The organism is Arthrobacter sp. NQ7 (genome assembly GCF_029581595.2).
In the GTDB taxonomy this organism is placed as follows: domain Bacteria; phylum Actinomycetota; class Actinomycetes; order Actinomycetales; family Micrococcaceae; genus Arthrobacter; species Arthrobacter phenanthrenivorans_B.
This window is the reverse complement of record NZ_JARFXU020000027.1, coordinates 1-14,186: the sequence shown is the minus strand read 5'-3', so window position 1 is coordinate 14,186 and position 14,186 is coordinate 1. Positions and strand designations below refer to the sequence as shown.

Annotated in this window: 11 protein-coding genes; 7 read left to right on the top strand and 4 right to left on the bottom strand. The window is 69.6% G+C overall.

The window, feature by feature from the left end:
* Positions 1–6: 6 nt before the first annotated feature.
* Complete coding sequence (hutG, locus tag PUN71_RS20190) at positions 7–999, bottom strand: formimidoylglutamase (protein WP_277799839.1); 993 nt, start codon at positions 997–999, stop codon at positions 7–9.
* A 196-nt stretch (positions 1,000–1,195) separates the two neighbouring features.
* On the opposite strand from hutG, the gene PUN71_RS20185 reads away from it, so the two are divergent.
* Positions 1,196–2,500, top strand: coding sequence for a cation:proton antiporter (locus PUN71_RS20185; protein ID WP_277799838.1), 1,305 nt, complete (start codon positions 1,196–1,198; stop codon positions 2,498–2,500).
* Here PUN71_RS20185 and PUN71_RS20180 read toward each other — a convergent pair whose 3' ends face one another.
* A complete protein-coding gene (locus tag PUN71_RS20180) occupies positions 2,501–3,940 on the bottom strand; it encodes an NCS2 family permease (RefSeq protein WP_043451281.1) in 1,440 nt (479 codons plus the stop codon).
* Positions 3,941–4,051: 111 nt separating this feature from the next.
* On the opposite strand from PUN71_RS20180, the gene PUN71_RS20175 reads away from it, so the two are divergent.
* Complete coding sequence (locus tag PUN71_RS20175; RefSeq protein WP_277799837.1) at positions 4,052–4,702, top strand: copper resistance CopC family protein; 651 nt, start codon at positions 4,052–4,054, stop codon at positions 4,700–4,702.
* Positions 4,703–4,757: 55 nt separating this feature from the next.
* Here PUN71_RS20175 and PUN71_RS20170 read toward each other — a convergent pair whose 3' ends face one another.
* Positions 4,758–5,396, bottom strand: coding sequence for an FAD-dependent monooxygenase (locus tag PUN71_RS20170; protein WP_043451278.1), 639 nt, complete (start codon positions 5,394–5,396; stop codon positions 4,758–4,760).
* 428 nt (positions 5,397–5,824) lie between these two features.
* Between PUN71_RS20170 and PUN71_RS20165 the strand changes: the two genes are divergently transcribed.
* From PUN71_RS20165 to PUN71_RS20145, 5 genes are read left to right on the top strand one after another with little or no spacing between them, the layout of a single operon-like run.
* Positions 5,825–6,865, top strand: coding sequence for a universal stress protein (locus PUN71_RS20165; protein WP_043451277.1), 1,041 nt, complete (start codon positions 5,825–5,827; stop codon positions 6,863–6,865).
* Between the two features lie 44 nt (positions 6,866–6,909).
* The gene (locus PUN71_RS20160) at positions 6,910–9,765 is read left to right on the top strand and encodes a PEP/pyruvate-binding domain-containing protein (RefSeq protein ID WP_277799836.1); all 2,856 of its coding nucleotides are present in this window, start codon (positions 6,910–6,912) and stop codon (positions 9,763–9,765) included.
* Between the two features lie 57 nt (positions 9,766–9,822).
* A complete protein-coding gene (locus PUN71_RS20155; protein WP_277799835.1) occupies positions 9,823–10,950 on the top strand; it encodes a LolA family protein in 1,128 nt (375 codons plus the stop codon).
* A 16-nt stretch (positions 10,951–10,966) separates the two neighbouring features.
* A complete protein-coding gene (locus tag PUN71_RS20150) occupies positions 10,967–11,989 on the top strand; it encodes an ABC transporter ATP-binding protein (RefSeq protein ID WP_043451272.1) in 1,023 nt (340 codons plus the stop codon).
* A complete protein-coding gene (locus PUN71_RS20145) occupies positions 11,979–12,872 on the top strand; it encodes an ABC transporter permease (RefSeq protein ID WP_052260024.1) in 894 nt (297 codons plus the stop codon). The genes PUN71_RS20150 and PUN71_RS20145 overlap by 11 nt, the downstream gene beginning before the upstream one ends.
* A gap of 55 nt (positions 12,873–12,927) precedes the next feature.
* Here PUN71_RS20145 and PUN71_RS20140 read toward each other — a convergent pair.
* Positions 12,928–14,186, bottom strand: a 1,259-nt coding sequence (locus PUN71_RS20140) for a C40 family peptidase (RefSeq protein WP_277799834.1), incomplete at its 5' end; no start/stop codon positions are given.

Below are 14,186 nucleotides of genomic sequence, written 5' to 3'. Positions count from 1 at the left end.
TGCCGGTCAGCGCAGCAGGGTGTCCACCAGCCGGGCAGCGGTTTTGGCGGTCCGGCCATCGACGTCGAACTCCGGGTTCAGTTCCGCAACGTCAACGTGCATTAGCTTGCCGCTTTGCGCCACCTGCCGGCACACGGCGGAAATGACCGGCAGCGGCACGCCGTAGGCTGCGGGTGCGCTGACTCCCGGGGCCACCGCGGCGGGCAGGACGTCCAGGTCGATGGTCAGGTAGAGCACGTCAATGTCCGCCAGGAAGCCGGCCACGAAGTCCCGGGCCCGGTCGGCGTCGCATTCCTCGTCCAGCAGGTACCGGACACCCAGCGTGCCGGCAGTGTCGAACAGGACCCGGGTGTTGTTCGGCTCGGAGATGCCCAGGACGGCGTACCGGAATTCCCGCCCGGCATCCGCTTCCGCCCGCGCCATCTGCAGGAACGGGGTGCCCGAGCTGGGCACTGGCTCGTCCCGGAGATCGAAGTGGGCGTCAAGGTTCAAAACACCCAGGCGCTGCCCGCTGCGGACCGCGGGGGAGGCGCTGACACCCAGGTAGCTGGCGTATGCGGTTTCGTGGCCGCCGCCCAGGACGACGGTCTGGTGCCCGGCAGCCAGCAGCGCTGCGAGCGCCTGGCCGAGCCGTTCCTGGCCGGCCTCCAGATCTCCGCCGGACACCGCGACGTCGCCGGCGTCAGCCACCGCCCGGTCCAGGTGGAAGGCCAAGGGGCCCAGCGCCTTCCGCAGGGCCGCCGGCGCGGCGGCCGCCCCGGTGCGGCCCTTATTGCGGCGCACTCCCTCGTCGCTGGCAAAACCGAGCAGCACGGCCGGCTTCCGGACAGAAGCGGCCGTGCTTGTTGCCGCCTCCGCTGCGGCTGCCGTTCCGCCCACGGCCGGCGCACCGGCGGCGTTCACTGCCTGCCACCAGCGGCGGTGGCCGGGCCCGTCGCCGTCGTCCCTCCCGGTCCAGGGCTGGGGCGGGACGTCGACGGCGGGGAGCTGGAGGGACATGCCTCAAGCTCACCGCATGCCGGACAGGAAAACCAGCGCCGCCGCCGTCGTGCTGTCCGGGATCCAAGAACCCCGCGCCGGGGCGGCATGCGGGAAAGGGCAGCCGGGCTGGGCAGGGGTTATGGTGAGACCGATCCGCAGGGCAGCAGCGTGACCTGCCCGCGGACCACCAACCACCCAGGCTGGAGGGCCACCCATGTTCGAAGCCCCCGATATCCTCTTTGCCGCAGCCGGGTTGGCGGTGTTTTCCGCCGCAGTCCTGCCCAAGCTCCTGCGCGACATGCCCCTGTCCATGCCCATGGTCTTCCTTGGCGCGGGGATGGGGGCGTTCGCGCTGATTCCGTCGCTGCCGGACCCCAATCCGGTGGAGCACACCGACTTCGTGATGCATCTTGCCGAGATCTGCGTGATCATCTCGCTGATGGGTGCCGGACTGGCCCTGGACCGGCCGGTGGGCCGCAAGCGCTGGTCCACCACCTGGCGGTTGCTCGGCATTGCCATGCCGCTGTGCATCCTGGGGCTGACCCTGCTGGGGATGTGGTTCCTGGGCCTTGGCCTTGGGGCGGCGCTGCTGGTGGCCTCCAGCCTGGCCCCCACGGACCCTGTCCTGGCCTCCGAGGTGCAGGTGGGCGAACCCGCAGATGAGGATGGCAGCACCGACAAGGAAGACGAGGTGCGGTTCGGCCTCACCTCGGAAGCCGGCCTCAACGACGGTCTGGCTTTCCCGTTCGTGTACCTGGCCATCGCCATCAGCGCCGCGGGCGGTTCGTCGTCCGGCTGGTTGGCCGGGTGGTTCGGGATGGACGTGCTGTGGCGCCTCGCCCTGGGGCTGCTGCTGGGTTTCCTGACCGGAAAGTTGCTGGCTGCGCTGTTCTTCTCGGCGCGGCGCGAGAGCCTGCGCCTTTCCAACCACTCGGAGGGGTTCGTGGCCCTTGCGGCAACGTTCCTGGCCTACGGGCTCACCGAGATGGTGGAAGGCTACGGGTTCGTTGCGGTGTTCGTGTGCGCCGTGACCATCCGTGCCGCCGAACGCAGCCATGGGTACCACCGGGTCCTGCACTCCTATGTGGAGCAGCTTGAGCGGCTCCTGACGGTGGTCATCCTGGTCCTGCTCGGCGGGGCCATCGCCAGGGGGCTGCTGGCCGGCGTGGGACTGGCGGAACTGCTGGTGGCGCTGGCGTTCCTGCTCGTGGTCCGTCCGCTCGCCGGCTGGCTGGGCCTGCTGGGCGGGAAGACCGGGCCCCGGGAACGGATCGCCCTGTCCTTCTTCGGGATCCGCGGCATCGGCTCGATCTTCTACCTGGCCTTCGCGCTGGGCGAAGGCCACTTCGCGGGCCAGGCGACGTGGCTGTGGTCCTTCGTGGGGCTGGTGGTGGCCCTGTCGATCGTGATCCACGGGGCCACCACCTCGCCGCTGATGAACCGGCTTGACCGGCTGCGGCAAAGGAAGGCGCTGGCGGTGTCCGGCGACGAAGGACTCGCGCCGAACACCCCGGTGTAGCTACATGCCCAGCGCGGCCTCGATCGGTCCAATGGCGAAGAACAGCAGGAACGCCGCCGCCACGGCCCACATCAAGGGGTGGATGTCCTTGATGCGTCCCTGGACGGTGCGGATCAGGACGTAGGCGATGAATCCGGCGCCCAGGCCGTTGGCAATGGAGTACGTGAACGGCATCAGGGTGAAGGTGAGGAATGCCGGAATGGCGATGCCCCAGTCCTGCCAGTCGATCTTGCCCACCTGGGACACCATCATGAAGCCCACCACCACCAGGGCGGGGGCCACGGCCTCGAACGGGACCAGGTTGATCAGCGGGGTGAAGAACATGGCCACTAGGAACAGCAGGCCGGTGACGATCGATGCCACGCCGGTCCGGGCGCCCTCGCCGATGCCGGCGCCGGCCTCGACGTAGATCTGGTTGGAGGACACCGAGGCGCCGCCGCCGATGATGGCTCCGAGGGCGTCGACCTGCAGGACGCGGTCGACGTCGGGAATGTTGCCGTGTTCGTCCACCGTGCCGGCCTCGTTGGCCAGGCCCACCATGGTGCCCATGGCGTCGAAGAAGATGCTCAACAGGATCACGAAGGCCAGCAGCGTGGCCGCCACGAAGCCGAGGTGTTCAAAGGCGCCGAAGGGATTGGCTTTGCCGATCAGGGACAGGTCGGGCGCGGCCCAGCCGGAGAACGCTGGTGCCACCAGTGACCAGCCCTGGGGGTTGAAGTTCTTGCCGTCGAAGCTGGGGCCGATGTGCAGGGTCATCTCCAGGATGACGGCCAGCACGGTCGAAGTGATGATGCCGATCAGGATGGCGCCCTTGACCTTGCGCACCACCAGGGCGATGGTCAGGATCAGGCCGAACACGAACACGGCGGTGGGCCAGCCGAGCAGTTTGCCTTCGAAGCCCAGGCCCACGGGGACGGTGGTACCGGCGACGTCCGGGATGCGGCGCACGAAGCCTGCGTTCACCAGTCCGATGAGTGCGATGAACAGGCCGATGCCGACCACGATCGCCGTCTTGAGCCCGTCCGGCACGGCCTTGAACACCGCGGTCCGGAACCCGGTAAGGACCAGGATCAGCATGGTGACGCCGGAGAGGACCACCAGGCCCATCATGTCCGGCCAGGTGAGCCCGGGATTGGTTGCCACGGTGACGGCCACGAAGGCGTTCACGCCAAGGCCGGTGGCCAGGGCGAACGGATGCCGTCCCCACGCCCCCATGAGGATGGTCAGGATGCCTGCCACGAACGCGGTCACGGCGGCCACCGCGGTGAAGCCCAGCGTGGTTCCGTTCGAGTCCGGACCGGACAGGATCAGCGGGTTCAGCACCACGATGTAGCTCATGGCGAAGAACGTGGCGAACCCGCCGCGGATCTCGCGGGACAGGTTGGAACCGCGCTCGGTGACCCTGAAATACCGGTCCAGGGCAGAGCCTTGCTTAAGCATTAGTCCTCCGGGGAAGTGTGTGGGAATACCTGCATCCTAAGGGGAGAGCAGGTCCGGGGCGGGCAAATTCGCCTAGTCTGTAAGGAATCCAACACGAGGAGCAGCCCAGATATGCGCCCAGTCCGCCGCCAGTTGCCGCGCCTTGTGCTCGGTTCCTTTGTCCTTGCAGCCGTGGTCCTGGGCCTGGCCGGTCCGGCGTCGGCCCATGATGCTGCGGAGTCCACCAGCCCAGCCCAGGGTGCCACCGTGCCGGCCCCGCCGGCCGAGGTCTCGGTGACTTTCAGCAACACGCCGTTGGGGATCGGCTCCTCGTTCTCCGTCAAGGATGCCGCCGGCACCGAGTGGGCAGATGGTGCCGTGCAGATAGTGGACGCGGTTGCCACGCAGAAGCTGCGTCCAGGCGGACCTGCCGGCGGATACACGGTGACCTGGCGGGTGGTCAGCGCCGACTCGCATCCCATTGAGGGCACGTTCACTTTCACCGCTGCCTCCGGCGCTGCCGGTGCCAGTCCGTCTGGAACCTCCACTCCCGGAACATCGTCGACGGGAAGTTCGACGCCGGCCGCCGCAGTTCCGGGCATCGGTACGGCAAAGCCCGGGGTGACGGAGGAGCCGGGTGAGCCGGCCAACGCGGGCCAGCCCTTCCAGTGGAGCATCGTGATCTTTGCTGCCGTCGCCGTGGGGCTGCTCGTGGCCCTTGCCGTCCTGGCGCGCCGCCGCCTGGCGGGCGATGGGGAAACCGCAGACAACGACGGGGAATAGCAGCCGCGGCGAGGATCGGCCTGGTCCAGGGCGGCGCCGGGCAGCGGGACGTCCGTCAGCAGCCCAGGGCCGCCAGGCTTCCCGTTGCCGGGAAAGCCGTGATGGAGGGGTAAGGCCTGTCCGGGTTGACCTTCGCGGAGATCGCCTGGCCCACGGTTTTGGCCTGGCGCAGCACTTCCTTGGGCGAGGGCGTGATCAGCTCGCCCACTCCCACCAAGTAGATGCCGATGGCCCGCATCGCCGCGGCCACGTTCCGCCCGACGGCGATGCCGAAGTCGTTCAGCATCCGGCGCAGCTGGCTGTGGGCGCACCGGGTGAGGACAATATGGTCGGCCACCAGGATGCCTGTGGGGGTGTGGACCTGCCATTGCGGTGCGGCGTCGCGACCCGGGCCTTCCAGCATGGTCAGCTGGACGGCCCGCGTGGTGTTGCGGACGTCAACGCTGTGGCTTGCCGCGTAATTGCGCAGGTGGCGCAGGATTTCGTTCCGTTCCCGGAGGCTGCCGCTGTCAGCCGCGTCGCAGCGCTGCAGCGACGACGTGTTCGCGGGCTGGCCGGCGCCAAGGACGTCCAGCCCGTCCACCACGATGGAGTCCACCCCGTAGCGGCGCAATTCCGCGGCCACGGCGAGTCCGGACAGGCCGGTGCCAATGATGACAGTGGTGGTCTGTTCGGTTCCGGCATCCCCAGGCATGCGTGACACTACAGTTTTCCCTCCTTCGGAGCTTTTGGCAGGTGCCGGCGTCCTCGCCGGGCCCGCGTCCCGTTACCCCAGGAACGGACGCAGAGCATGGCCCGGGAGCGTCCTTGCAGGAAGATGCAGTCGGCGTCCCGGACCAACAATGTCCTGAAGACTACAGAACAAATGCGGCCGTGGATAGCCCAAAGAAGAAAACATTCCGGAGTGCCTGAACGCGGTTTCCGCTGCCCCTTGAAGTGCCTGTGGATAACCGCGGCGGGAGGGCGTTGAACAGGCTTGCTAAGGCCTGGTGGACGGAGAATAGTTGAAATCGGAAGATGGTGCTTCCTGGCCGTATCGCCGGTGGCCGGGGTGCACGGGGAGCAGCCCGTTTTCTGGCAGAATAGCCGCAACATCAGGCGTATCGCGAGGAGGCGGCCCCCATGGGCTCACGAGAGTTGCACCCCGACCCGGCATGGGACGGCGGTGATGCGCCTGCCGGTCCGCAGGGCATCGTGGTTGGTGTCGACGGCTCGGAACACGGCCAGTGCGCCCTGGTGTGGGCTGCGCGGGAAGCCCAGCGCCGCGGCCGTCCGCTCCATATCGTCACCGCCTACTCCGTGCCGATCTTTGCCGCGTCCGGCCTCGACGGCGGCTATGCAACCGTTGATGATTCCGTCATCCGCGAAGGTGCAGAGGCGATCGTCCGGCAGGCCCTGGAAAAGGTCGCCACCTACGACGTCGACGTCACTTCCTCTGTCGAGAACGGCGACGCCGCCGGAGTCCTGCTGGAGATCTCCGAAACCGCTGAGCTCCTGGTGGTCGGTACGCGCGGCCGCGGCGGCTTCGTGGGCCGGCTCCTGGGATCGGTGAGCAGTGCCCTGCCCGCCCACGCGAAATGCCCCACCGTGACCGTGCCCCTGTTCTGCTCGGACCGGCTGGGCGAGACCATCGAGGACCGCCGGATCAGGGCGGAGCAGGCCAAATCCGGCCACCGGTCGGTCGAGAACGTGGTGGTGGTTGGCGTGGACGGCTCTGAGCAGGCGCGGGTCGCGGTCCTGGAAGCAGCCGACCAGGCACAACGGCTGGGCGCGGCGCTTCGTGTGGTCTGCGCAGTGCCGCAGTACAGCGGCTCCCTGGCATGGGTCCCCGCGCCCATGGACCGGAAAGCCCTGTTCGAGGACATCCGGGTGACCCTGGACGCCGGCATGGCCTGGCTCCGCAGCCACTATCCCCACTTGCAGGCCGACTACGAGCTCAAGGACGGATCCCCCGTGGACGTGCTCGTCGAGGAAAGCCGGCACGTGGAACTCGTCGTGGTGGGCACCCGGGGCCGGGGCGGCTTCACCGGGATGCTCCTGGGGTCAACCTCCGACGGCGTTCTCCACCATGCCAAGGGCCCCGTCATGGTGGTCCCGGACCGGGAGGACCCCCGCCTGGCCGACCGGGCGCGGTTCGGCCCGATCCTCGGCGACGCCGCCTGACCCGCCGGCCGGCCAAGGCAGACAGGACATAAGGCGCCCGGGACATGGAACGGCAGGGATCTGCATCAGAAGCCGCCGGCACGGAAACCGGCCTGGTCCTGGATCTGCGCCGGCTCGACGCCGCGATGCTCCCCCTGGTGGGCGGCAAGGCAGCCAACCTCGGTGAACTGCTGTCCGCCGGGCTGCCGGTCCCCGGCGGTTTCTGCCTCTCCACGGACGCCTACCGGCAGTCCGTCGGCGTCCCGGGTTCCCTCCTTCCCGGGCTTGCCGAGGCCTGCGCCGCCCTCGCAGCCGGCGGTCCCGCCCTGGATCCCGGCCGGCTCAACGAACTTGCGGCAACGGCGCGGGCCGCGATCCTGGCAGCCCCGATACCCGGGCCAGTGGCGGCCGCGGTGGAACAGGCCTACACGGCCCTGGGCCCCGGCGTCCCGGTGGCGGTCCGCTCCTCGGCCACCGCGGAGGACCTGCCGTTCGCCAGCTTCGCCGGCCAGCAGGACACCTTCCTGAACGTGGTGGGGGTTCCTGCGGTCCTTGACGCGGTCCGGCGCTGCTGGGCGTCGCTCTGGACAGACCGGGCCACCGCCTACCGGGCAACCCTGGGCATCGCACCGGCAGGCGTGGCGCTTGCGGTGGTGGTCCAGCGGCTGGTTGAAGCGGAGACCGCGGGCGTGATGTTTACGGCGAATCCCCTGACCGGCAGCCGGCGGCAGGTGGTGATCGATGCCGCCCGGGGCCTCGGGGAAACCGTGGTCTCGGGGACGGTCAATCCGGACCATTTCGTGGTGGATGGGCTGACCGGCAGGGTCCTGGAACGGAAAACCGGCGGTACAGGCATGGAGGTGCGGCCACTGCCCGGCGGCGGAACAGAAACCCGGGAGGTAACGGCACCCCTTCGCGGGGGACAAGGGGGCGGCGCCGCCTGCCTCACAGACGTGCAGGTGGCGGCCCTGGCCCGGCTGGGCCTGCAGGCGGAAGCGCATTTCGGCGCTCCGCAGGACCTCGAATGGGCCATCGACGCCGCGGGCACCATGTGGCTCACCCAGTCCAGGCCGATCACCACGCTGTACCCCGTCCCAAAAAGCAACGGTGCCGCAGGCACCGTCCCGCCGGGCAGGCATCCTGTGGCCGGAACGAGGGCCTACCTCTGTTTCAGCCTCGCCCAGGGGCTTACCCGGCCGCTCACGCCCATGGGCCTCGCGGCAGTTCGCCTCATCGCCTCGTCGGTGGCCACGGCCGCCGGCTTCCCGGTCCCTGATCCCCGGCGCGGACCATCACCGTACGCAGAGGCGGGGCAACGGATCTACATCGACTTCACCACCCCCCTCCGCAGTGCCATAGGCCGCCGGTTCGTTCCCAGGGTGTTCGACGTCATGGAAGCGCGGACGGCCGCCGTCATGCGCCAACTCTTCGACGATCCCGCGTTTTCGGTCACCACCAGGACGCCGTTCGGTCTGCTCCGCCATGTCGTGCCGGTGGCGGCCCGGGCCAAGGTCCCCGCTGCCCTGATAGTGGCGCTGGTCCGTCCCGCCGCAGCCCTCCGCCGGATGGACCGTTTCACACGGGAATTCGAGGCATCCCTGGCACCGGCCGCCCCGGCCGGCCCCCTGACCCGTCTTGACCATTCCGAATCCCTGCTGGGCTCGCGGCTGTTCCAGATTGTCCCGGCCATCCTGCCCCTTCCAGCCCTGGGTTTCGCCATGCTGGCGGCAGCGGGAAAACTCCTGGGCAGTGATGCGTGGAACGAATTGCAGCCCGTGATCCGCGGCCTGCCCAACAACATCACCACCCAGATGGACCTGGAACTGTGGCAGTTGGCCGAATCGATCAGGGACGACGCCCAATCGCGGACAGCGCTGCTGGCCGGCGACCCCTCCGGCCTGGCGGAGGCTTTCGAGGCCGGCCAGCTGCCGGCGCGCCTGGAGGCCGGGCTGACCCGGTTCCTGGACCGGTACGGCCACCGGGCGGTGGCGGAGATCGACGTCGGGCAGCCCCGATGGTCGGAGGAGCCTGCCCATATCCTGGGCATCCTGGCAAACTACCTGCGGCTGGACAACCCTGCCCTCGCCCCCGACATCCAGTTCAGCAGGGCCGCCGAGGACGCGGAAGCGCAGGTCGACCTCCTGGTTGCCCGCGCTGCCGCGCACGGCAGGTTCCGCGGACTCCTGGTGCGGGCCGCCCTCCGCCGCGCGCGGCTGTACGCCGGCCTCCGGGAGCTGCCTAAATACCACCTGGTTAACGGGCTCGCGGAAGTCCGCCGGCAGCTGCTGATGGTGGGCGGGGAACTTGCCCGAGCGGGCAGCATTGAACGGCGGGATGACGTGTTCTTCCTGGATTTCGCCGAGACACGCCAGGCCTTGACCGCGAACAGCGCCGGTGACGGCCTTCCCGCCCTGGACCTGCGGGCACGCGTGGCGGAGCGGCGGGAGGAATATGAGCGTGAGCTTGGACGCCGCCACATCCCCCGGGTGCTGCTTTCTGACGGTACCGAACCCGAGGCGGTGCGTACCGCCGTCGGGCATGTCCCGGAAGGAACCCTTGCCGGGAGCCCTGCATCGGCAGGAACGGTCACGGCGGCTGCGCGGGTCATCCGGGATCCCGTCGGCGCCCGCCTCGAACCGGGGGAGATCCTGGTAGCCCCGTCAACGGACCCCGGCTGGACACCGTTGTTCCTGACCGCCGGCGGCCTGGTCATGGAAATGGGCGGGGCCAACTCGCACGGTGCGGTCGTGGCCAGGGAGTACGGCATTCCGGCCGTTGTCGGAGTCCCGGACGCCACCGTCGCGATAGAGACCGGGCAGACAATAACGGTCGACGGCGGTGCGGGCACCGTTGTTCCGCACCATCCGGGCGCCGGGGATGGAAAAGTGCCCGCGGACGCAGACCCGGCTGCACGGGCGTAGTCTTTACCTATGGGCTCCAACAGGCTGGATTCCAGCGGACGCTTCCACCATTTTCAGGTGCAACGAGCCAGCACACCAGGCCGCAGGCCGTGGCTGGGATGGCTGCCCGCCGTCGCGGCTCCGGTGGTCATCGCCGCCGGCGCGCTGGTTGGGTCCCTGCCGGCAGGGGCCAGCAACCCACTGCCCGCCAAGACTCCCGCCCAGGTCCTGGAACTGGTGGCCAGCCACAAGGTGGACAGTCTCTCGGGGACCATTGAGCAGTCCGCGGATCTCGGGCTGCCGGAGCTGCCGGCCGCCGGAAAGCCGTCGGCGCCTGCCTCCGCGGGCAGCGTGGCATCCGCCATTGAACTGCTGACAGGCAAGCACACTGCGCGGATCTACCTCGACGGCAAGGACAACGCCCGGGTGCAGGTGATGGACCAGTTGGCCGAACGGGACATCGTCCGCCATGGCAGCGACGTCTGGTTCTATTCCTCAAAGGACAACACCGCTGCGCACCTGGCGCTGCCGGCGGACACGCAGGACCCGTCCCATTCCCGGGACCGGCAGGGTGAACCGGGCATGCACAGCCCGGACGAACTGGCCCGGCAACTGCTGGCCAAGGTCGACGCCAGTACCGCCGTTTCCGTTGGCCCGGATGTTTCGGTGGCCGGGCGGGCCGCCTATAACCTGCTGATTGAGCCCCGCACGGACGCAACCCTGGTGGGCAAGGTGGCCATCGCCGTCGACGGTGAAAACGGCCTGCCCCTGTCCGTCCAGGTCACCGCCCGCGGTGCGGGCGGGCCCGCTTTCGTCTCCAGGTTCACCAGCCTCTCGCTGGACGCCCCGGACGCGTCGGTCTTCAGCTTCACCCCGCCGCCGGGCAGCACCATCAAGGAACTCCCGGTCCCTGACAAACCGCACCAGCCCGTTCCGGGCCATGACCCGGCCGCCATGGACCACCATCCGGACGTTTCCGTGACCGGAACCGGCTGGGAGACCGTGGTGGGCACGCCGCGTGGATCAGCGTCGGCCGCCGGGCAGCTGCTGCAGGACCCGCTGCTGGCCCAGGCTGCCGTCGCCGTGCCAGGCGGACGGCTGCTTTCGACCGCCCTGCTCAACGTCCTGATCACCGACGACGGCCGGGTCTTCGCGGGGATGGTGCCGGCGGAGAAACTGCAGTCGGCAGCAGCAGCGGCCCAGTAAATGGCGGCTCAAGCCAGTGGCTGAACGGGGGAGTGCGGGGGAAGCCGGGGCCGGCCCGGGCAACGCCGCCCTGGCCATCGAAACCCGGGGCCTCAGCAAGCACTTTGGCCGGCAGGCCGCCGTCGACGGCGTAGACCTGGCCGTGCCGCACGGAACGGTCTTCGGCTTCCTGGGGCCCAACGGCTCCGGAAAGACCACCACCATCCGTATGCTGCTGGGCCTGGCCGCCGCGTCCGCCGGAACGGTCCGGCTGCTGGGGCAGGAGATGCCGGAGAAGCTGCATGACGTCCTGCCCCGCGTGGGCGCCCTGGTGGAGGGGCCGGCCTTCTACCCTTTCCTATCGGGCGCGGCGAATCTGCACCGGCTTGACGCCGCCGGACCGCACACCGTCCCCTCCACCCGCAAGGCCAGGGTTGACCGGGCCCTGGAACGCGTCGGATTGGAGCACGCCGCCGGCAAGCGGGTGCACGCGTACTCCCTGGGCATGAAGCAGAGGCTGGGCATTGCCAACGCCCTGCTGTCGCCACGGGACCTGCTGGTGCTGGATGAACCCACCAACGGGCTGGACCCGCAGGGCACCCGGGAAGTCCGGAACCTGGTCCGGTCCCTGGCCGGCGAGGGCACCACCATCTTTGTCTCGAGCCACCTGCTGGCCGAGGTGGACCAGATGTGCAGCCATGCAGCAGTCATGAGCGCCGGAAAGCTCGTGGCACAGGGGCCGCTGGCCGAGTTGCGGCAGGCCGGCAGCGCCCGCCTCAGGCTGCTCACACCCGACGCCGGAGTGGCCCGGCAGGTCCTGGCCGGGCTCGGGTTGGCGCTCGAACCGGGCCACACCGGGCAGGCGCGCCCGCAGCCGGACGGCGAAACGCTGGTCGCCGCGCTGGCTGCCGCTGCCGGGCAACAAGCGGTGCTTCCCGAGGATGTTGTGGCGCACCTGGTCCAGGCCGGCGTCCGGGTCCGGGGCTTCGCCGTCGAACGTGAAAGCCTTGAGGACCGCTTTGTTGCCCTCACCGGGGAAGGATTCGACGTTGCCCAGTAGTGTCCCCGCCGGGCTGCCCGGAGCAGCCGGAGCAGCCGGAACCGCCCAGCCGGCCGCCGCGCCGCGAACGTCCGGGCTGTCCCTGCTGGGTTCGGAACTCAAGGTCCTCTTCGGGCGCCGCCGGACCTGGGCGCTGCTGGTGGCGCTGGCCGCCATTCCGGTGCTTATTGCCATCGCCGTGCGGGTCTCTTCCACGGTGCCGCCGGGCCGGGGGCCGGCGTTCCTGGACCGGATCACGCAGAACGGCCTGTTCGTGGCCTTTACCGCAATGCTGGTCTCCGTTCCGTTGTTCATGCCACTCGCGGTGGGCGTGGTCGCCGGGGACACCATTGCCGGGGAGGCGGGCCTGGGCACCCTCCGCTACCTCCTGGTGGCCCCGGCCGGCCGGGTGCGCCTGCTCCTGGTCAAGTACGCCGGCGCCCTGGCGTTCTGCATTGTTGCCCCGTTGACCGTGGGTGCCGCCGGGGCCGCCATCGGCGCGGCGTTGTTCCCGGTTGGTCCGGTGACCCTGCTTTCGGGCGGGGTGGTCCAACCGTGGGAGGCGGCCCTGCGCATCGTGCTGATCGCCGGCTACCTGGCCGTGTCCCTTGCGGGCTTGTCGGCGATCGGGCTGTTCCTGTCCACGCTGACCGTGGTCCCGGTGGGGGCGATGGCTGCCACCGTGGTCGTCTCCGTGGTTTCGCAGGTCCTGGACCAGCTTCCCCAGCTGGAGTGGTTGCACCCCTGGCTCTTCAGCCACTACTGGCTTGGCTTCGGGGACATGCTGCGCCAGCCCCTGGTCTGGGATTCCTTCGCCAGCAATGCCCTGCTCCAGGCAGGCTACGTGGCGGTGTTCGGGGCGCTCGCTTATGGCCGGTTCGTCACCAAGGACATCCTGAGCTGACGACGGCGCCCCGCAGCGTGGGTGCCTGGAACCGGCCGGGCTGATGCGGGGCCGGTTAGAACCGTGCCGCGTAGGGCCACAGGTCCATGCCGACCATGGAGCTGATGGTGGAGACCGTAATCCCTTCCTGCGGATTCAGTGCCTGGACCACCTGGCCGTTACCGAGGTAGATGGCCACATGGTAGAAGTTCGGCGCCGAACCCCAGACCAGCAGGTCGCCGCGGCGGGCCTGCGAAATGGGGACGTGGACCGGGGCGGCGGCATACTGCTGCGAGGCAGTGCGCGGCAGGTACTTCCCGGCTGCGGCGAACGCATTCTGGACCAGGCCGGAGCAGTCAAAACCGTAAGGTCCGGTGCCGCCCCACTGGTAGAAGTACGGCGCGCCCACCTTGCCCATGGCGACGGAAATGGCGGCCTCGTACGTGCCTGCCCCGGTCGCGGGTGGAGGCGTGGGCGCCGGGGCGGGCTGCACCGGAGCGGGAGCCGGGGCAGGAATAACTGGAGCCGGAGCGGGGGCGGGTGCAGGGGCCGGAGCGGGTGCAGGTGCGGGGGCGGGTGCAGGTGCCGGAACGGGTGCCGCAGGCGCGGGAGCAGGTGCCGCCGGGGCCGGCGCGACAGGGGCGGGTGCCGCGGGCCGCTGGTTTTGGGATGCCTGGTCCTGAGCGGCATTCCCACGGGCAGCGCTGTCCTGTGCCGCCTTGTCCTGGGCCGCCTTGTCCTGGGCCGCCTTGTCGGCGGCGGCGGACAGCGCGGCCAGGCGGGCCTCTTCGCGCTGCCGGTCCAACGCATCCACGCGGGCCGATTCCAGCGCCACGGTGGTGTTGCGCAGCTGTGCCAGCTGGTCCACCAGCACGGTCCGCTGCGCCTTGGCATCCGCGACGGCCTTCAGCTGGGCGGCGTTCGCCTGTTCTGCCTCGGACTTCCGCTGTTCCGCGGTCTTCGCCGCATCGTCGGCGGCCTTTGTGGCATCGTCGGCGGCCGCGGTCAGGGAACGGTAGGCGGTGGCCGCGGCGTCGGCCGCTTCAAATGCCCGGCTCCGGCTGGCAGAAAGGGCCTCGAGGGTGGCCGCCTGCTGCAGGCTGTCGCCCCCGCCCGCCAGGGTTCCAAGGGTGGGGTTCAGGCCGCCGTTGCGGTAGAGATCCCCGGCAAGCTGTCCCACCTGCTTCCGGGTCTTGTCCTGCTGTCCGCGGGCCGCCGAAGCCTTCGCGGCCGCGACAGAAGCCGCGTCGGTGCGCTGCTGAAGCTCCACCAGGGCTTCACTGTAGGAGTTGTTGGCCTGCATGGCCACCGCGAATGCCGCCTGCTGGGCTGCGG

What these genes read in the sequence shown, in the direction of transcription:
- hutG (WP_277799839.1), bottom strand. Translation starts at nt 999, where the DNA reads ATGTCCCTCCAGCTCCCCGCCGTCGACGTCCCGCCCCAGCCCTGGACC.
- PUN71_RS20185 (WP_277799838.1), top strand. Translation starts at nt 1,196, where the DNA reads ATGTTCGAAGCCCCCGATATCCTCTTTGCCGCAGCCGGGTTGGCGGTG.
- PUN71_RS20180 (WP_043451281.1), bottom strand. Translation starts at nt 3,940, where the DNA reads ATGCTTAAGCAAGGCTCTGCCCTGGACCGGTATTTCAGGGTCACCGAG.
- PUN71_RS20175 (WP_277799837.1), top strand. Translation starts at nt 4,052, where the DNA reads ATGCGCCCAGTCCGCCGCCAGTTGCCGCGCCTTGTGCTCGGTTCCTTT.
- PUN71_RS20170 (WP_043451278.1), bottom strand. Translation starts at nt 5,396, where the DNA reads ATGCCTGGGGATGCCGGAACCGAACAGACCACCACTGTCATCATTGGC.
- PUN71_RS20165 (WP_043451277.1), top strand. Translation starts at nt 5,825, where the DNA reads ATGGGCTCACGAGAGTTGCACCCCGACCCGGCATGGGACGGCGGTGAT.
- PUN71_RS20160 (WP_277799836.1), top strand. Translation starts at nt 6,910, where the DNA reads ATGGAACGGCAGGGATCTGCATCAGAAGCCGCCGGCACGGAAACCGGC.